The 17,372-nt window shown below is 66.3% G+C and carries 15 protein-coding genes and 2 pseudogenes; 5 read left to right on the forward strand and 12 right to left on the reverse strand.

The window, feature by feature from the left end; all coding sequences use genetic code 11:
• Positions 1-46: 46 nt before the first annotated feature.
• The 9 genes from MHN80_RS01360 to MHN80_RS01400 form a co-directional block, all read right to left on the reverse strand.
• Positions 47-1,051, reverse strand: coding sequence for a YihY/virulence factor BrkB family protein (locus tag MHN80_RS01360; RefSeq protein ID WP_101822464.1), 1,005 nt, complete (start codon positions 1,049-1,051; stop codon positions 47-49).
• A 137-nt stretch (positions 1,052-1,188) separates the two neighbouring features.
• Positions 1,189-2,523 (reverse strand): NAD(P)H-binding protein, encoded by a 1,335-nt coding sequence (locus MHN80_RS01365; RefSeq protein WP_239398952.1) that lies wholly within the window; start codon positions 2,521-2,523, stop codon positions 1,189-1,191.
• A 131-nt stretch (positions 2,524-2,654) separates the two neighbouring features.
• Positions 2,655-4,010 carry an LLM class flavin-dependent oxidoreductase gene (locus tag MHN80_RS01370; RefSeq protein ID WP_239398954.1) on the reverse strand — a complete coding sequence of 452 codons (1,356 nt, stop codon included), beginning with the start codon at positions 4,008-4,010 and terminating at the stop codon, positions 2,655-2,657.
• 38 nt (positions 4,011-4,048) lie between these two features.
• A complete protein-coding gene (locus MHN80_RS01375) occupies positions 4,049-5,266 on the reverse strand; it encodes an oxidoreductase (protein WP_239398955.1) in 1,218 nt (405 codons plus the stop codon).
• Positions 5,263-6,174, reverse strand: a complete 912-nt coding sequence (locus MHN80_RS01380) for a haloalkane dehalogenase (RefSeq protein ID WP_239398957.1) — start codon at positions 6,172-6,174, stop codon at positions 5,263-5,265. Before MHN80_RS01380 ends, MHN80_RS01375 begins: the two co-directional genes overlap by 4 nt.
• 321 nt (positions 6,175-6,495) lie before the next feature.
• On the reverse strand, positions 6,496-6,945 hold the full coding sequence (locus MHN80_RS01385) for a nuclear transport factor 2 family protein (protein WP_239398959.1): 450 nt from the start codon (positions 6,943-6,945) through the stop codon (positions 6,496-6,498).
• 128 nt (positions 6,946-7,073) lie between these two features.
• Positions 7,074-7,748 carry a UdgX family uracil-DNA binding protein gene (locus MHN80_RS01390; RefSeq protein ID WP_239398960.1) on the reverse strand — a complete coding sequence of 225 codons (675 nt, stop codon included), beginning with the start codon at positions 7,746-7,748 and terminating at the stop codon, positions 7,074-7,076.
• Between the two features lie 18 nt (positions 7,749-7,766).
• The gene (locus tag MHN80_RS01395) at positions 7,767-8,348 is read right to left on the reverse strand and encodes a hypothetical protein (protein ID WP_239398962.1); all 582 of its coding nucleotides are present in this window, start codon (positions 8,346-8,348) and stop codon (positions 7,767-7,769) included.
• A 9-nt stretch (positions 8,349-8,357) separates the two neighbouring features.
• Complete coding sequence (locus MHN80_RS01400) at positions 8,358-9,506, reverse strand: zinc-dependent alcohol dehydrogenase (RefSeq protein ID WP_239399280.1); 1,149 nt, start codon at positions 9,504-9,506, stop codon at positions 8,358-8,360.
• A gap of 143 nt (positions 9,507-9,649) precedes the next feature.
• On the opposite strand from MHN80_RS01400, the gene MHN80_RS01405 reads away from it, so the two are divergent.
• From MHN80_RS01405 to MHN80_RS01420, 4 genes are all read left to right on the forward strand, one after another.
• On the forward strand, positions 9,650-10,444 hold the full coding sequence (locus tag MHN80_RS01405) for a PfkB family carbohydrate kinase (RefSeq protein ID WP_239398964.1): 795 nt from the start codon (positions 9,650-9,652) through the stop codon (positions 10,442-10,444).
• Positions 10,445-10,564: 120 nt separating this feature from the next.
• A complete protein-coding gene (locus MHN80_RS01410) occupies positions 10,565-12,364 on the forward strand; it encodes a thiamine pyrophosphate-requiring protein (protein ID WP_239398966.1) in 1,800 nt (599 codons plus the stop codon).
• Between the two features lie 47 nt (positions 12,365-12,411).
• A complete protein-coding gene (locus MHN80_RS01415) occupies positions 12,412-12,852 on the forward strand; it encodes a DUF1622 domain-containing protein (protein WP_239398968.1) in 441 nt (146 codons plus the stop codon).
• An 84-nt stretch (positions 12,853-12,936) separates the two neighbouring features.
• Positions 12,937-14,469, forward strand: coding sequence for an NAD(P)/FAD-dependent oxidoreductase (locus MHN80_RS01420; protein ID WP_239398970.1), 1,533 nt, complete (start codon positions 12,937-12,939; stop codon positions 14,467-14,469).
• Here MHN80_RS01420 and MHN80_RS01425 read toward each other — a convergent pair.
• Positions 14,442-15,106, reverse strand: a pseudogene (locus MHN80_RS01425) (GlxA family transcriptional regulator); the annotation flags it as partial. The gene MHN80_RS01420 and the pseudogene MHN80_RS01425 sit on opposite strands and share 28 nt — an antisense overlap.
• On the opposite strand from MHN80_RS01425, the pseudogene MHN80_RS01430 reads away from it, so the two are divergent.
• Positions 15,104-15,352 (forward strand): annotated as a pseudogene (locus MHN80_RS01430) (cysteine hydrolase); the annotation flags it as partial. The pseudogenes MHN80_RS01425 and MHN80_RS01430 sit on opposite strands and share 3 nt — an antisense overlap.
• 27 nt (positions 15,353-15,379) lie before the next feature.
• Here the strand turns inward: MHN80_RS01430 and MHN80_RS01435 are convergent.
• Positions 15,380-16,198, reverse strand: a complete 819-nt coding sequence (locus MHN80_RS01435; RefSeq protein WP_239398972.1) for a DUF1206 domain-containing protein — start codon at positions 16,196-16,198, stop codon at positions 15,380-15,382.
• Positions 16,199-16,277: 79 nt separating this feature from the next.
• The gene (locus tag MHN80_RS01440; protein WP_239398973.1) at positions 16,278-17,369 is read right to left on the reverse strand and encodes a YihY/virulence factor BrkB family protein; all 1,092 of its coding nucleotides are present in this window, start codon (positions 17,367-17,369) and stop codon (positions 16,278-16,280) included.
• Positions 17,370-17,372: the final 3 nt, after the last annotated feature.

Here is a 17,372-nt window from a genome sequence, read left to right on the forward strand (position 1 = left end):
GGCTCGATCAGCGGGTGGGCGCGCACGTGACGCGTGAGCGGTCGTCTCACTCACGCGTCCGCGGGTCCTCCGATTCGGCGTCGGAGTCGACGTCGCGCGGATTGTCGAAGGAGACATCGATCTCCTGGAAGCCCTTGTTGCGCTGCGCGAGAACCTGTGCCGCGTATGCCGCCTCATCACCCTTCGTCAAGCTGACGTTGTCGGTGAAGGGGGTCAGCAGCGACCGCGGGTAGAGGCGATCGACACGGACCGCATTGGTCTCGAGACAGAACACGATCACGATCGACGACACGTACAGAAATGCCAGCAGACCGAGCACGATCGCGAAGACCCCGTTGGTCGAACTCGCGTTCCCGATGACGTGCTGCACGTAGACCGCGCCGAAAGTCTGGATGATCTGCCAGCAGACCGCTGCGCCGAAAGCTCCTGGCAGAACGTCCCGTACCGACACGTCACGGGCGGTGCCGATCCGGAACGCGATCGTGAACACCAACGTACTCAGCGCCACCGACGCCAGGATGGCAAGCCAACGCCCCACGATCCCCAGCTCGAATGCCGCCGATACGCCGTTGACGATGGTCAGGCCGATCACCGCGACGCCGATGGTGGACAGCAACAACAGCCCACGCAGACGGGCGAAGATCGGATCAGGGCGCTCATTGCGCGGGACCGCCCAGATCGTGTTCATCGCGTTCTGGGCGGCGACGGCGACACCGAGGCCGCCGTACAGCGACACCACGATCCCGATGACGATCGCAGTGACCCCGCCACTGAGCTTCTCGGGTTCCTCGAGTTGCCCGCCGATGACCGGGATCTGACTCATCGCCGAGTCCAGGATTCGTTCCTGCAGGTCGGGGTTGTCGGCCAGGACGATCCCCAGCACGGTCGCGAACAGCAGGAGTAGCGGAAACAGCGAGATGAACGCGTAATAGGCGCACAGCGCAGCGAGATACGCACCCTGATCATCGACGAACTTGTAGATGACCGCGAGCGGAAAGCCCGTCGCGGGATGACGCCGCTGGAACCGGTCGACCCGCTCGGTCAACGACACCCGATCATCCCCTTCCTCGACGGATCATCATTCGTCACCCGCTCCGTCGAACGAGTCACTCACCGGGGATTACCACGGTGCTGCCGACTCTAACCCGGGGGCTGACGAATCCATCGATACGTCATCGGATCGGCGGTTCACCGAAGTGGATCAGCGCCGGGGATGCCGAGTGCCCGGAAAGGTCGGCCGAGACGCCAGAACGCGAGGCCGGCGAGACCGCGCGGAAAGAACCGCTCCGTGGTCGCGATCTCCACGACGCCGGCCGTCCCAGCCGCATCATCGATCTGATGCTCCCGATACGATCTGCCGAATCGATTGTCGCGCAGTCGTACTCGAAGGAGATCGGGACGTCGGGCGAGCGCGATCTCGCCTCCGTGCCGCGCCTCCCGTTCGAGCCGATCCCAGACCGTCGTGATGCTCGCGCGCTCGCTGGTGCGGGTGACCCGCTCGAAGATCTCCTCACCGGCCCAGTCCGGGTCGGTGGGAAGGGGTTCGGCCGGAGACACGTCGGCAGAGGCATTGGCCCACGAGGCCCGGCCGTCACCGCGTGCAGACCGCTCGAGGGTGCGGGCCACCGCCTCCGAGTAGGGGGTCAGGCCGCCCTCCGGCCGATCGATGATCGCGTCGACCGCCCGGTCGCGACACACGGCGTCGCATTCGAGAGATTCGATCAGCGGCCGAGCGATCTTGCCGCGAATGGGGGTGACGAACCGGACCCATCGACTGGCCAGTGCCGGAGTGAGATAGGGAAGCACCACCATGATGCGGGGACGGAGGCCGGCGACCTCGGCGTACACCTGCATCATGTCGCCGTACTCCAGGACGTCGGGTCCACCGATGTCCCACGTTCGTGACGACGGGACCATCGCGGTGGCCGCCTCGACGAGGTAGTGCAGCGCATCGTCGACCGCGATCGGCTGGATCTTGTTGTGGACCCATCGAGGAGTGGTCATCGCGGGCAAGCGCTCGGTGAGGTGCCGGATGAGTTCGAACGACGCCGATCCCGAGCCGATCAGCGTGCCTGCCTGCAATGCGACGGTCTCGATCGGCGAGTCGATCAGGATGTCACCGACCTCGGCTCGCGACGCGAGATGTTCGGAGAGATCGGTGCCGGTGGGGTGCAGGCCACCCAGGTACACGATCCGGGCGACCCCGTTCTGCTGTGCCGCCGCGACCACGTTCTCCGCAGCGCGCCGCTCCTCCGCGGCGAAGTCGGCGTCGGTGCTCATCGAATGCACCAGGTGGTAGACGACGTCGACTCCGGCGAACGCCTTCACCAGTGAGTCACGGTCGGAGAGGTCGCCTTCGACCACCTCGGCACCCGGATCGGACAGCCACGGTGCACCGGACAGCTTCTCCGGCGTCCGCGCCAGGGCGCGGACGTTGTGTCCGCGTGCCAGCAACCGCGGCGCCAACCGACCTCCGACGTAGCCGGTTGCTCCGGTGACCAGACAGGTTCGCGACTCGTCCACCTGACTCCTCTGCTCGGGGTGTGTCCCCCAGGCTAGGAGCGCGTTCGTGTCATGTCGTCCGGTCGGAGCGGTCGGTGCACGATCGTTCTCTGCGGCCACGATTCAGTAACGACAAGCCGGACCGGCGCAGCTCACCGCGCTCGATCGGCGCTGCTCGTCGACTCCCGAACCCGGTTCGGACGAGGCAGACCGAGATGGTCGCGCAAGGTGGTTCCTTCGTAGCCCTCGCGGAACAGGCCCCGTGTGCGCAGGATCGGCACCACGGTCTCGGCGAACGTGTCGAACCCACCGGGGAGGTATGGAGGCATGACGTTGAAGCCGTCCGCGGCACCGGCATCGAGCCACTCGACCATCGTGTCGGCGATCTGTTCGGGCGTGCCCGCCACGACCCGGTGTCCGCGCGCCCCGGCGAGGCGGTGCAACAACTGCCGCAAGGTGGGGCGTTCACGGCGGACGATGTCGGCGTAGACCTGGGTGCGCGATTTCTTGTTGTTCGTGACGTCCCCCGCATCGCCGAAGGCCTCGATCGGCACCGGTGCGTCGAGTTCGAGGTCATCGAGGTCGACGTAGGCGAAGTCCTTCAGCTGCATCAGTCCGAAGGCCGGGATGGTCAGCTCGTTGAATTCGGTCTCGAGTCTGCGTGCTTCGGCTTCGGTTCCGCCGATGAACGGACTGAGACCGGGCAGGATCTTGATGTGCTCGGGGTCGCGACCGAGCGCGGCCGCCTTGCCCTTGACGTCGGCGTAGAACGCCTGCGCGTCGTCGATGCGCTGCTGGGCGGTGAAGATCGCCTCGGCATGACGCGCCGCGAACTCCCGGCCGTGATCGGAGGAGCCGGCTTGCACCAACACCGGGTGTCCCTGCGGCGGACGCGGAGTGGTCAACGGCCCGGCCACGTTGACGTGTGGACCGCTGATGCGAGGCGCCGTGATGCGGGTGGGATCGGCGTACTGTCCTGCCTCCCGATCGATCCGGACTGCATCGTCGTCCCACGAATCCCACAGCGCGAGAACTGCTTCGACGAACGCATCCGCTCGTTCGTACCGCGTGCCGGCATCCGGATTACCGGGTAGTCCGAAATTGCGGGCCGCGTCCGGGGAGTCGGTGGTGACGATGTTCCACGCCGCGCGCCCCCGGGACAGGTGGTCGAGGCTCGAGAGCGCGCGGGCGAGGTGCCACGCGTAGGAGTACGTGGTCGACGCGGTGGCGATGAGGCCGATGCGCTCGGTGGCACCGGCGATCGTGGCCAACGTCAGCAACGGGTCGAGTCGGCCGGCAGCGTTGAACTCGATGTTCGCGTCGAGTTTCGGGATGTCGGCGAGGAACACCGCGTCGAAGGCTGCTGCCTCGGCCGATCGAGCCAACTCGGTGTAGAAAGCGGGGTCGAACATCCGCTCCGGCGTCGAACTGGGGTGACGCCAGGCCGCCTCGTGATGCCCGGAGGACAGGATGAACAGATTGAGATGGAGTTGGCGACGATCAGCCATGGGGGACGCGGTGTTCCTTTTCGGAAGTGATGACTTGGTCAGAAGTACGTGTTGTCGGGCAGGGTCGTGTCGTTGACCAGCAGGTCACCGATCGCGCGGTTCTTGAATCGAGTGGGGTTGTGCGACGCGACTGTCCGGATGTTGCGCCAGTGGCGGTCGAGATTGACCGATCGTTTGACGGCCGACGCACCGCCCACGTCGAACAGCAACGTCGCGGCGCGAAGGGCCAGGTCGTCGACGACGACCTGGGCCTGTGAGGCGCGCAGCGCTGCTTCGTGCACCACGGCATCGTCGGTTCGACCGTCGACAACCGTGCCGGGGATCCGAGCGAGATCATCGGCGACGTCGAGGACAACCGAACGCGTGGCCTGTGCCAGCGACGAGATCTCACCGACGACCTCGAGCAGCACCGGATCCTCTCTCGGTACATCTGCGGACCCGTGGGTGAAGCTGCGTGTGCGACCTCTGAGGAGGTTCACCGCGTCATCAACGACCGCAAGGGCGTTCCCGGCGACGACGGCGTTGAGGTAGTGCTGGTAGAAGGGACCGAGGTGCCAGCGTGGGATCGTGCTCAGGTCCTCCGGAGGGAGGGTCACCTCGTCGGCGAGAACGCTGACTCCCTCGAAACGGGTTGTGCCGGTACCGGTCAGGGACTGGCCGAAGCCGTCCCAATCGTCCTCGACGATGATCCCGGGCCGATCGAGCGGTATCAGTGCCTGCACGGGCACGCCGCCCGGGGTGACACCGGTGACGAAGGTGTGCTCGGAGTACAGCGTGCCCGTCGAGTAGTACTTGACGCCGTCCAGCCGATAGCCGTCGCCGTCGGGCGTGAACGTGGTCGACTTGGCGAAATCCCCGGCATGCCTGCTGCTCAGTTCGTTGTTCCCGTTGCCGATCAGCTCGCCGGTCGCGACCCGCTGTAACCACAGCTCACGGCGCGGAGAATGCGGCCACAGCAAGATGTCCTCGACGGTGCCGTAGTGCGCCCGGAGCAGATGGCCGAGGTTGGAGTCCGCGCGGCTTAGCCGGATGACGAGATCGAAGAGTTCGCGGACGGTGGCACCCCCGCCGCCGTCGGCGGGCGTGAGCCGATAGGCGCCCAGTCTTGCTGCCTTCAGCCACCGCACCTGTTCGTGGGGTGCGGTCCCGGTGTGCTCGCGCTCGAAACTGCCGTCCGCGATCCGGTCCAGCAGGGCGTCGAGTTCGATCGAGCCCGGGCGGACCGGGACCTGGGTGGGATCCGCGGAGATGGTCATCGGACGTCTCCCGCCCGCGCCAGGAGGTCGACCACGCCGTCCGCGATGGCCTGTGGCTGTTCCTCCTGGACGAAGTGCACACCCTGGCCGGCGGCCCGGACCTCGAGATCGGCGATATGTGCGGTCGCCCAGGACAGGATGTCCGGCGTCAGAAGGAATCCCGGCTCGAAGGTCAACAACAGCTTGGGAACTCCGGAGCTGCTCTCCAGCCATTCGACACTGCGGTCGAGGAACTCGACGGTCCCGACAGGGTTCCCGTCGATCGGCAGATTCCGGGGGAAGCGGATGAGGTGCGCGCGGCCCTCCACGGTGGGGAACGGAGCGAGGTACACGTCGAGATCTTCCTGGGCAGGCCGTTCCAGGAACGCGCCGGGGAAGACCTGGGTGAGGAACTGGTTGTCCTCGACCACGAACTTCTCCCCGTCACCCGGGGTCCGGATGAGTTGCTGCGCCTGCACGAAGGGCTGGGGCAGATCGGCCGAAGCGATGTCACGAAGCACCGGCTCGGCGAGAAGCACCGCCTTCACACGAGCAGGATGCCTTGCCGCCCAATTGATCCCGAATGCGGCGCCGTAGTCCTGCAGAACGAGCGTCACCCGGCTCAGGTCCAGGGCCTCGAACCAGGCGTCGAGGTATCGAACGTGGTCGTCGAGCTCGTAGGCGATGTCCGGTCGGCCGGAATCACCGAAGCCGATGAGGTCGGCGGCGATCAGACGTCCGCGTCCGGTGAGGCGGGTGAAGACGTGACGCCACAGGTACGAGCTCGTCGGGCTGCCGTGGAGGAACACGATGGGGTCGCCGTCACCGTGCTCGACATGGTGGATGTGGGAATCCAGGACCGGGGTGTCGACGCTACGGGCGTCGGGTCCGAAGGCGCCGAGCGGAATCGCTCGAGAAGTCTGGGTCATCGAAGATCCTTGTCGAGATGTGGCACTGTGCCGATGGGGGTCGTCGGCACAAGTTACCCAGCGCGAGACATGCCCAGATCGTTGCGCGATGCGGGTGACGACGGTCTCCCTCCGAACCGAGGACGAGAACCCGCGCGCGGGATGAGGGCGCACCGATCGACTGATCAGTGAACTGGGACAACACAAGTGAGGCACGCATGTGACACGCGGCCGGAGGCCCGTTGCCGACATCGTCAAGGCCCGCGAAAGAAAAACCTCTGCAGGTTTTAAGTCCCGGAGATCGGCGACCCAACGCCCTCGGCACCGCGACTCGGCCGCGCGTCAGCTGCCTTCTGTGCCCGCGGGGGAGTTCTCGAACCACAGGCACTCTTCCACGAGCCCGGAGCTCTTCCAGCCGTCGGGTGTTCGGACCATCGTGTGGTGGTAGTTGCCACCGCAGGTGCTGAGTTCGGGCATCCCCACGAAACGCATCGGGTTGTAGAACATCGCCCGCACGTCGGCACGGTCACCCGTGCCGTCGTGGTCGAAGGTGCACTCGATGTTGGTGATGAAGTGCTGGCTCACCGACACGAATGCGAAACTCTCCTCGAGCCAGGCCGCGATCTCGTCGCGCGTGCCCGCCTGACCGAACGGCGTCGACGAGTAGTCGACCACCGCCTCCGGGGTGAACACCGAGCGCCACAATTCCCAGTCCTTGGTGTCGACGGCGCGTGAGTACCGGTACAGCGTGTCCGCGATGCCGAACCGGTCGCTGATCTCCTGCAGGTCCATCGTTCTCCAGTCCGTCGATCTGCGGTCCGGGGCGGCCGTGACGCAGCGTCCCATGGCCGCGATCCGCCTCGTCGCCGACTATAGACACCGGTCCAGACGAGTGTCAGGGATTTCGGGACTGCGCGATGTCAGGTCGCGCTGGCGAGGTCCCGAACGACGCGAAGGTCAGCGACGAAGGCGTCGAAGGCCTGTTCGCGCCGTTCTGCGGGTCCGCGCAGGATCGACGAGGGATGAACGGTGGCCACGACGGACTCGGCGTGGTCGGGACCGACGTCCCCGTCGGCGCCGAGACCGAAGCGTTCGCCACGGTGCCTGGTAAGCCGAAAGCTGGTGCCCAACAATGCCTGCGCGGCTGTCGCTCCCAGACACACGACGATGCTGGGTGAGACCACGTCGAGCTCGGCCAGAAGCCACGGCCGGCACGCCACTACCTCGCCGCGGTTCGGCTTCTCGTGAATCCGCCTCTTCTGACCCGCCGCTCGAGTGAATTTGAAGTGTTTCACCGCGTTGGTGACGTAGGTGGTCTCGCGGTCGATGCCGGCGGCCTCGAGAGCGCGGTCGAAGAGCCGGCCGGCCGGACCGACGAACGGTTCGCCGGCGCGATCTTCCTGGTCACCGGGTTGCTCGCCGACGAACATGATCGCCGATCCGGGCCTACCCGCGCCGAAGACGGTCTGATCGGCGTCGCGGTAGAGGTCACATCCCCGGCAGTCTCGCGCCGCCGAGGACAGATCGTCGAGATCGCGCGAGTCGGGAACGAACGCTGCCGCCCCCGCATGCCCGGTCTCAGCCCCGGGAGTCACGATGCCCCCCAGTCCTTGTCATCGACGAGATCGTCGAGCCGACCGGACCGCCCGCCGCACGGCGACTCCGGCCACGGCGCCGGTGATCACCCACGGACCGCCCACGAGCAACGGGTCGATCCAGGCGTGGTTGCCGTCGACGCGTCTACGGCCACGACGGGACGACCAGCCGTGGTGGCTGAACTCGGAGGTGACGCCGGTTTCCGTCAGCGGATTGTCCGGTCGCGCGGTCGCGAACGACGCGAGGTGCGCTTCGATCGACGCCACGCGGTCGGCACCGAGGAGGATCAGCCAGTGCGCCGCGCGGCCTTCGCTGTAGCGGTAGGCAGAACGCCGAATCGCGCCGGAGAGACCGCGCGGCGGCGTCGACGTACCGAAAACCGGTGTGAGGAAGGCATGTTCGTTCGACCGTTCGCGGGGTCGGCGCTCGGGTTGGTCGTCCAGGACGGTCCAGTGCACGCCCGGGGCCGGTGCGACGGGGAGTTCGCGGGGAACCGCGGGACGATTCGCGGTGTCCACATCGACGCCCCAGCCGGGTATCCGGTCGACGAGGGCAGAGGTGTCGGGGTCGTTCGGACGGTCAGCGGGGTAAGCGGGCATGGATCCTCCTCAGCCGGCGTCGGCGACGATGATGGGTTTGATGCAGTCGTCGAGTTTCGCCGAGAAGATGTGATATCCCTCCGCGATGTGCTCGAGCGGTATGCGATGCGTGACAATGTCGTTCGGCTTGAAGTAACCGTTGCGAATGTGATCGAACAACCTGGGCCACTGCCGTTTCACCGGACACTGGTTCATGTTCAGCGTGAGTCCCTTGTTCATGGCGTCACCGAACTTCACCGCGCTGAACATGGGCCCGTACGCGCCCATGACCGACACGGTGCCGCCTTTGCGGACCGCATCGATCGCCCAGTTGAGGGCGATCGGCGACCCACCCTGCAGCTTGAACTTGGCCGCGGTCACGTGCTGGAGAAAATTACCGTCTGCTTCCGCGCCGACGGCGTCGATCACGCGATCCGCACCGATGTTGTCGGTGATGTTCTTCAAGTGAACGATGATGTCGTCGTACTCGGCGAAGTTGTAGGTCTCGGCGTGAGCGAACTGCGCCGCCTTGTCCAGGCGATACTGCAGGTGATCGATGACGATGACGCGACCGGCGCCCATGAACCAGGCCGATCGCGCGGCGTACAGTCCGACCGGTCCTGCGCCGAACACGATGACGGTCTCGCCCTGACGGATGTCGGCCAGCTGGGCTCCGAAATAGCCGGTCGAGAGGGCGTCGGTCAGCAGGAGTGCGTCCTCCGGGTCCATCCAGTCGGGGATGACGCTGGGGCCGACGTCGGCGAACGGGACGCGCACGAATTCGGCCTGGCCGCCGTCGTATCCGCCGCAGGTGTGCGAATAGCCGTAGATTCCGCCGACGGCGGTGGCGTTCGGATTCACGTTGTGGCAGTTGGAGTACAGGCCCCGCGCGCAGAAGTAACACGTCCCGCAGTAGACGTTGAAGGGGACCATGACCCGGTCGCCGACAGACAAGTTCTGAACCGAGCCGCCGACCGCCTCGACGACCCCGATGAACTCGTGACCGAAGGTCATCCCGGGCCGGGTGTCGGGCATCATCCCGTGGTACAGGTGCAGATCCGACCCGCAAATCGCCGCGTGCGTCACCCGGACGATGGCATCGTTGGGATGTTCGAGGGCGGGGACGGGTCTGGATTCCACACGGACTTTGTAGGGACCGCGGTAGACCATCGCACGCATCGTGTCTGGACTCATGCCCGACCGGATACCCCACGATTGCCGTACTAACCGCGGCGGCGGCGCGGTGCGCGCAGACTGGGGTCACGCGTGGGGGTGTAGAAAAGAAACCCGAATCCGAGACAGGCCGCGGGAGGAGATCGTCGATGTCAGTGGTGTCTTATGTGATCGCCGGGTCGGAGGCCAGCGGGGGAGCGGGCATCCAAGCCGACCTGCGCACGTTCGCGCAGCTCGGCACCTACGGGGTGGGGACCATCACCTGCATCGTGTCCTTCGACCCGGACAACGGCTGGGCACATCGATTCGTACCCGTCGAGTCCGCGGTGATCGCCGATCAGATCGAGGTGGCCACCGTCGCGCAGGAACCCGACGTCGTGAAGATCGGCATGCTGGGCACGCCGACCACCATCTCGACCGTCGCGAAGGCCTTGGCCTCGCGTGAGTGGCGTGACGTCGTCGTCGACCCGGTGCTGATCTGCAAAGGCCAGGAGCCCGGGGCGGCCCTCGACACCGACAACGCGCTGCGTTCGGAGATCCTGCCGTTGGCCACCGTGGTGACCCCCAATCTGTTCGAGGCAGCAACCCTGGCCGGCATGGACGAGCTGGCGTCGATCGATGACCTCGCCGAAGCGGCGCGTCGGATCCACGACCTCGGGCCTCGGGTGGTCGTCGTCAAGGGCGGGGTCGGGCTGCCCGGGGACGAGGCGGTCGATGTCGTCTTCGACGGCACCGAGGTAACCGTCCTCCGCGCCCCAAAGGTGGGCAACGAGCGCGTCTCCGGTGCCGGTTGCGTGTTCGCCGCCGCCACGACCGCCGAACTCACCAAGGGCGTCGAGGTTCTCGACGCGATCCGGACCGCCAAGCAGTTCACCCACGACGGCATCGTCGGTCGTCTCGCCTCGCGCGCGCCGTTCGACGCCGTGTGGCACGGCTCGAGGTGACCCGCGGGCGAGTGCTGGGTCGGCGCAGCCCGACGGGTGTCAGCGGGCTTCTCCCCGGGTAGTCGAGCGACAGCCCGGCGGTCACCGTCACCGTCCGGGACGTCGTCCCGAGGAGATTCCATGTCCGAGACCGTCGCCGACATCGTGCTGCAACGCCTTCGGGAGTGGGGGGTCCGGCAGGTGTTCGGCTACCCCGGCGACGGCATCAACGGCCTGCTGTCGGCGTGGGTTCGCGCGGAGAACGATCCGCAATTCGTTCAATCGCGACACGAGGAGATGAGCGCCTTCCAGGCCGTCGGGTACGCGAAGTTCTCCGGTGAGGTCGGGGTGTGCGCCGCGACGAGCGGCCCGGGCGGCATCCATCTGCTCAACGGGCTGTACGACGCCAAACTCGACCACGTGCCCGTCGTCGCGCTGGTCGGACAGACCGAGCGATCCGCGATGGGTGGTGCGTACCAGCAGGAGATCGACATGTTGGCGCTGTACAAAGATGTCTGCAGCGACTTCGTGCAGGTGTGCATGGTGCCCGAACAGCTTCCGAATCTCATCGACCGGGCGATACGGATCGCGCTCGCCGAACGCGCGCCGACCGCTCTGATCTTTCCCTCGGATGTTCTCGACCTGACCTACGAGCCACCACAGCAGGCCTTCAAGCAGGTCCCGTCCAGCCTCGGGGTCACCTTGGCGACCCCCGCGCCGGACCCAGATGCGGTCGCGCGAGCAGCCGAGATCCTCAACTCCGGGGAGCGGGTCGCGATGCTGGTCGGCCAGGGCGCTCGTGGTTGTGCGTCCGAGCTCATCACGGTCGCCGACGTCCTCGGCGCCGGCTGCGCGAAGGCACTTCTCGGGCGGGATGTCCTCCCCGACACGCTGCCGTGGGTCACCGGTTCCATCGGCCTGCTCGGCACGACGGCCAGCCATCGGCTGATGACCGGTTGTGACACCTTCCTGACCGTCGGATCGAATTTCCCGTACTCCCAGTTTCTCCCGTCGTTCGGACAGGCCAGGGGAGTGCAGATCGACCATGCACCCGAGATGATCGGCATGCGCTACCCGAATGAGCTCAATGTCGTCGGCGATGCGCGCGCCACGCTGCAAGCTCTCATCCCACTGCTCGAACCCAAGACCGACCGCTCGTGGCGCGACAAGGTCGAAGCCGACGTCGAGCGCTGGTGGACGAACGCGGCCGCCCAGGCGATGACCGACGCGGATCCGGTCAATCCGATGCGCATCTTCCACGAGTTCTCGCCACGCGCCCCGTCGAATTGCATCATCACCGCGGATTCGGGCAGTGCCGCCAACTGGTACGCACGGCACATCGTCTTTCGCGACGAGATGAGGGGATCGCTGTCCGGGACGCTGGCCACGATGGGGCCGGCGGTGCCCTATGCGATCGGCGCCAAGTGGGCGCACCCGGACCGGCCCGCGGTCGCTTTCGAGGGCGACGGTGCGATGCAGATGAACGGCCTGGCCGAGATGATCACCGTGGCGCACTACTGGCAGCAGTGGACGGATCCTCGGCTCGTGGTCGTGGTGGTGCACAACAACGACCTGAACCAGGTCACGTGGGAACAGCGCGCGATGTCGGGGTCACCGAAATTCGCTGCCTCACAAGAACTCCCCGATGTCGACTATGCGGCTTTCGCGCGGGGGATCGGACTCGTCGGGATCAACGTCGACGACCCGGACGATCTCGGTGCCGCATGGGACACCGCCCTGGCCGCCGATCGGCCGGCACTGCTCGACGTGCGTTGCGACCCGACGGTTCCTCCCGTCCCGCCGCACGCGACCCGCGAGCAGGTCCTCGCCCTCGGCGAGGCGCTGGTCAAGGGTGACGACGATGCATGGGCCGTCGCCAAGAACGCAGCCAAACAGGGAATCCGCCAGTTCCTACCCGGGCGGCAATCCGAAGACAACTGACCTACACGGGACACCGGCTGCGCCCCGGTTCCCGTACTCTCCACCGCATGAGCGGTGAGGAACTCTTCACAGCGGTAGCGGTCGGATTCGAGGCGGTCGGCGCCTTCGCGATGATCGTGGGAGCGGTCATCGCGTGTGTGCTCGGCGCACGCTCGCTCCGCCGCGGAGAGGGTGGCGGTACCGCCTTCTCGGTACTGCGCAACACACTCGGGGCGGCCATTCTCCTCGGGCTGGAAGTCTTGGTCGCGGCGGATCTCATCCGCACCATCACCTCCAAACCGTCGATCGAGGATGCGCTCATCCTCGGGCTCATCGTCCTCATCCGAACCGTGCTGTCGATGTCCATCCAGATCGAGATCGAGGGCGTGGCGCCGTGGCGCCGTGCGCTGCTGACCAGCGGTGGACAACTGCTCGGTGCAGCGGTCGCGAACGACGCAGCAGCTGCGCGACCGGAAACCGAGAGCACCGGGCGACGCGTCGACGGGTAGCGTCGCCACCCGCTGTGGCGCCGGCAACGACCGGCGAGGCATCCTGGATGCCGATCACCACGAGACCGACCGAAGGAGTGCCGGATGACACAGATCCCAGACGAAGTCGATGTCCTCATCGTCGGGGCCGGAATCTCGGGCATCGGCGCGGCGCGCTGGGTGCGGACCGAGCATCCCGGCAAGTCGATCGTCGTCCTGGAGGCCCGGGAAACGGCCGGCGGCACGTGGGACCTGTTCCGCTATCCGGGTATTCGGTCTGACTCGGACTTGCACACCTTCGGTTACGACTTCAAGCCCTGGACTGATCGACAGGCCATCGCCGACGCACCGCGCATTCTCGACTACCTCCACGAGACGATCGACGAGAACGATCTGGGATCTCTGGTCCGGTACGGACATCGAGTCGTGTCCGCCGCGTGGTCGTCCGATGCGGCTCGGTGGCTCGTCGACATCGAACGCGCCGGCACCGCCGAACGGGTGCAGATCAGTGCCCGGTGGATCTTCTGCGGCTCGGGCTATTACGACTATGACGAGGGATTCTCGCCGGAGTTCGCCGGGACCGAGCGGTTTCGCGGCGAAATCGTTCATCCGCAGCACTGGCCCGAGGATCTCGACTACACGGACAAGAGAGTCGTGGTCATCGGCAGCGGCGCCACGGCGGTCACGCTGCTGCCCGCGATGGCCGATCAGGCGGCACACGTCACCATGCTGCAGCGAACCCCGACCTACATCATCCCGCTGCCGCGCGAAGACGCGATCGCCAACGCCCTGAAGAAGGTCTTCGGCACCGAACGCGGTTACGCACTGACCCGGCACAAGAATGTCGCGCAGCAACGGGTGTTGTTCGAACTGTGCCAACGATTCCCAACTGTCGCCCGCCGGATGATCCGCAAGATCAACGAATCACAACTGCCCGACGGTTATCCGGTGGACACCCATTTCAATCCGCCCTACAACCCATGGGATCAGCGGTTGTGTGTGGTGCCCGACGCCGACCTCTTCCGGACCATCCGTGCGGGGAGGGCCTCGATCGTCACCGATCGGGTCGACACCTTCACCGAGGCCGGCATCCGGACCGCCGGCGGCGAAGAACTCGAGGCCGACATCGTCGTCACCGCAACAGGATTGAACATCAAGATCATCGGCGGCATCGAGCTGACGGTCGACGGTCAACCGGTGTCGATTCCCGACACCGTCGTCTATCGCGGGATGATGCTGTCCGGGGTCCCGAACTTCGCGCTGGCGATCGGCTACACCAATGCGTCGTGGACCCTCAAGATCGGCCTGCTGTGCGAGTACTTCTGCAAGCTGCTCGCACACATGGACTCCCAGGGATACGACAGCGTGTGGGCGGTGGCCGACCCGGAGATGCCGACGCGGCCGCTGCTCGACTTCGGGGCCGGATATGTGCAACGGGCGTTGGACACCCTGCCCAAGCAGGGCCCCGAGGAACCGTGGGTCATGTCGATGAGTTACTACGCCGACCGCCGGTTGTTCCGGGGCGAGGTCGACGACGACAGACTGCGTTTCGCACGGGCCGGAGATCGGGCGAGGCCGGGAATCGAGGAGTCGGCCGGACGCACCACGAGTCACACACCCCGGAACTGCCGCCGATAGTTGGCCGGTGACGTCGCGAACGCGGCGGCGAAGTTCTGGCGCATCGTGACCGCGCTGCCGAAACCGCAACGGCGAGCGACCGTGTCGACCGCGAGATCAGTCGTCTCCAGGAGGACACGGGCCGCATCGAGGCGTTGGGACAGCACCCACTGCGCGGGGGTCGTTCCGGTTGCGACCTTGAACTTGCGGACGAAGCCGCGCGTACTCATACAGGCCTGCGCCGCGAGTCGGTCGACGGTCAGCGTCTCGTCGAGATGCTCCAGCGCCCAATCGATCACATCGCGATCGGGTTGCCCGTGTGCGTCTCCGGAACGGGACGGCGCGTGTACTGGGCCTGGCCACCGTCGCGGTGCGGGGCGACGACCAGGCGCCGCGCGACGTCGTTGGCGATGTCGGCGCCCAGCCGGTTCCGCACCAGATGCAAACAGGCATCGACTGCGGAGACCGTGCCGGCCGACATCATCACGTCACCGTGATCCACGTAGAGAACCAGCGAGTCGACCTCGATGTCGGCGTGCCGCGCCCTGACGGCGTCCATGGCCACACAATGCGTCACCGCGGGCCGTCCGGCGAGCAGACCGGAGTCCGCGACGGCGACCGCGCCCAGGCACAACCCGACGATCGTCGCACCCCCGGCGCGGACGAACTCGGCTTCGGCGTGGAGATCATCTCCGACGCCACCGGTGCCATCCACCTCGCGAACGCTGCCGGGAAGGCATCTGCCGAAGACGTCCACAACACCCTCATGGCACTGCTGAACTCGAATTCCGCCGCGGTGGCCACGACCGAGGCGTGGATCGAGGCCATCACCTCCGGCACCGGGCTGGACCGGGACAACCTAGTGAACTCGGCGATCGAGGGACTAAACGCGTTCGGCGCGTGAGTGATCGGCGGCGCGGTTCGCGGGGACTCACATTCGTGCGAACCGCACCAGCCAGTAGCAGTACACGCCGTAGGCGGCGATACCCACCGCGGCCAGGATCATCAGCACCTGCCCGGCGGGAAGGCCGGCGAGTGTCTTGACCGCGCCGTCGATCCCCGTGGCCTTCGACGGATCGGCAGTCGCGACCGCAATGATGACCAGGATGCCGGTGCCGGCCAGGACGACACCCTTGCCGCAATAACCGATCACACCCGCGATTGTCGCAGCCTTGTCGTCGGAGATCTTGAGATCGTCGAGGAACGAACGGCTGGCGCCCTTGTACACGTGATAGATCCCGACTCCGATGATGATCAGACCGGCTGCCACGAGAACGAACTTGCCGCCACCGGACTGCAGAAGCCGCGCCGTCAGACCCGCGTTCTCCTGACCACTCGACTTTCCCTGGCCGGTGGCGAAACGGATTGCCGACCACGCGAAACCGACGTAGACGACGGCCAGCGACAGCGCTTTTCCGCGGTCGAACCACTGCTCGGCGCCGTCACTGTCCTCACCCGGCTCGGTGGCATGAGGGCCCACGATGGCCTCGGCGAGTCGCCACAGTGCGAGAGCGGCGAACGCGACCGCGGCGACCCACAGCACGAACCGGCCGCCTGCTGAGTCGGCGAAGATACCCAGCGCCCCCGATTGATCGGCGTTTCCACCCCCGCCGAACGCGAGGCGCAGAATGATATAGGCGATCAGCAGATGGAGCAGACCGCTGACCCCGTGTCCGGCACGCGCAAGACGCTCGAACCATGGGCTGTCGGTGGCGCGGTCCACCGCGCCGGTCACTTGATTGCGGCTCATCGTGCCACGTTCCTTCCGCCGATCGACCGAGCTCGTGCCAGGTCGGTTGTACTGACGTTACGGGGTACCGCCCCGCAGCTCAGTTCCCTTGCGACTCGCGAAGCGCGCGCGCCTGTTCGATGAACCTCTGATCCTTCTCGTCGTTCTTGTCCGACGCGGTGGTGTCCCGCGGCGGCAGCTGCAGGTGCTCCTCGGCGGGCATGCCCGCCTGGAGTTGCCGGCCGCGTTCGAGTTCCGAATCGAATTCGGCGCCGAAGAGCAGTGCGAGGTTGGTCAGCCACAGCCAGAGCAGGAAGACGATGACCCCGGCGAGGGCTCCGTAGGTCTTGTTGTAACTGCCGAAGTTCGAGACGTACAACGCAAACGCTGCCGACGCGACGATCCAGGTGATGATGGCGAGGACCGCACCGGCGCTGATCCAGCGGAACTTCGGCTGCTGCACGTTCGGCGTTGCCCAGTACAGGATCGCGACGATCAGGACGACGAACAGCAGCAGGATCGGCCAGCGGACGATGTTCCACACGGTGAGTGCGGTGTCACCGAATCCGACGACGTCACCGATGGACTTCGCGATCGGCCCACTGATCGCGAGCATCAGTGCCACTGCCGCCGCGAGGACGAGAGCGACCAGTGTCACCAGCAGCATGATGGGTCGGAGCTTCCAGATGGGTCGGCCCTCGTCGATCTCATACATCCGGTTCATCGCACGGCCGAATGCTCCGACGTAACCGGACGCCGACCACAGGGCGCCGACCAGACCGAGGACGAGCGCGAAACCGGCGCTGGGGGCGGACACCAGCTGTTCGACGGGGCCCCGCAGGGTGTCCACTGCCGAGGACGGTCCGAGGTCGTCGACCATTTGCAGGACGGCGTCGGTCGTCTTCTCGCCCTGGCCGAACACGCCGAGCAGCGACACCAGCGCGAGGAGGGCCGGGAACAGCGACAGCACCGAGTAATAGGTCAACGCGGCAGCCAGGTCCGTGCACTGGTCCCGCGAGAACTCGCGCGCCGTCTTCTTCAGGACGAAGACGATCGACGGCTTGGTCAGATCCGTCGGCGAGTCCGGCTTCCTCGGGTCGTCGGGATCGGCGGAATCCGGATCGTCGCGGACGTCCCGGTCAGATACGGCCGTGTCTCGTTCATCTGGATCGGCGGCGTCATCTCGTTGCATCTC

Origin of the sequence: Gordonia sp. McavH-238-E, from assembly GCF_022348225.1 — a bacterium.
GTDB classification, from domain to species: Bacteria; Actinomycetota; Actinomycetes; order Mycobacteriales; family Mycobacteriaceae; genus Gordonia; species Gordonia terrae.

Bases quoted from the DNA above. Each gene is read 5' to 3' on its own strand.
- MHN80_RS01420 (WP_239398970.1), top strand. From the start codon at position 12,937: ATGACACAGATCCCAGACGAAGTCGATGTCCTCATCGTCGGGGCCGGA.
- MHN80_RS01385 (WP_239398959.1), bottom strand. From the start codon at position 6,945: ATGGACCTGCAGGAGATCAGCGACCGGTTCGGCATCGCGGACACGCTG.
- MHN80_RS01435 (WP_239398972.1), bottom strand. From the start codon at position 16,198: ATGAGCCGCAATCAAGTGACCGGCGCGGTGGACCGCGCCACCGACAGC.
- MHN80_RS01400 (WP_239399280.1), bottom strand. From the start codon at position 9,506: ATGCGTGCGATGGTCTACCGCGGTCCCTACAAAGTCCGTGTGGAATCC.
- MHN80_RS01395 (WP_239398962.1), bottom strand. From the start codon at position 8,348: ATGCCCGCTTACCCCGCTGACCGTCCGAACGACCCCGACACCTCTGCC.
- MHN80_RS01440 (WP_239398973.1), bottom strand. From the start codon at position 17,369: ATGCAACGAGATGACGCCGCCGATCCAGATGAACGAGACACGGCCGTA.
- MHN80_RS01380 (WP_239398957.1), bottom strand. From the start codon at position 6,174: ATGACCCAGACTTCTCGAGCGATTCCGCTCGGCGCCTTCGGACCCGAC.
- MHN80_RS01410 (WP_239398966.1), top strand. From the start codon at position 10,565: ATGTCCGAGACCGTCGCCGACATCGTGCTGCAACGCCTTCGGGAGTGG.
- MHN80_RS01370 (WP_239398954.1), bottom strand. From the start codon at position 4,010: ATGGCTGATCGTCGCCAACTCCATCTCAATCTGTTCATCCTGTCCTCC.
- MHN80_RS01375 (WP_239398955.1), bottom strand. From the start codon at position 5,266: ATGACCATCTCCGCGGATCCCACCCAGGTCCCGGTCCGCCCGGGCTCG.
- MHN80_RS01405 (WP_239398964.1), top strand. From the start codon at position 9,650: ATGTCAGTGGTGTCTTATGTGATCGCCGGGTCGGAGGCCAGCGGGGGA.
- MHN80_RS01415 (WP_239398968.1), top strand. From the start codon at position 12,412: ATGAGCGGTGAGGAACTCTTCACAGCGGTAGCGGTCGGATTCGAGGCG.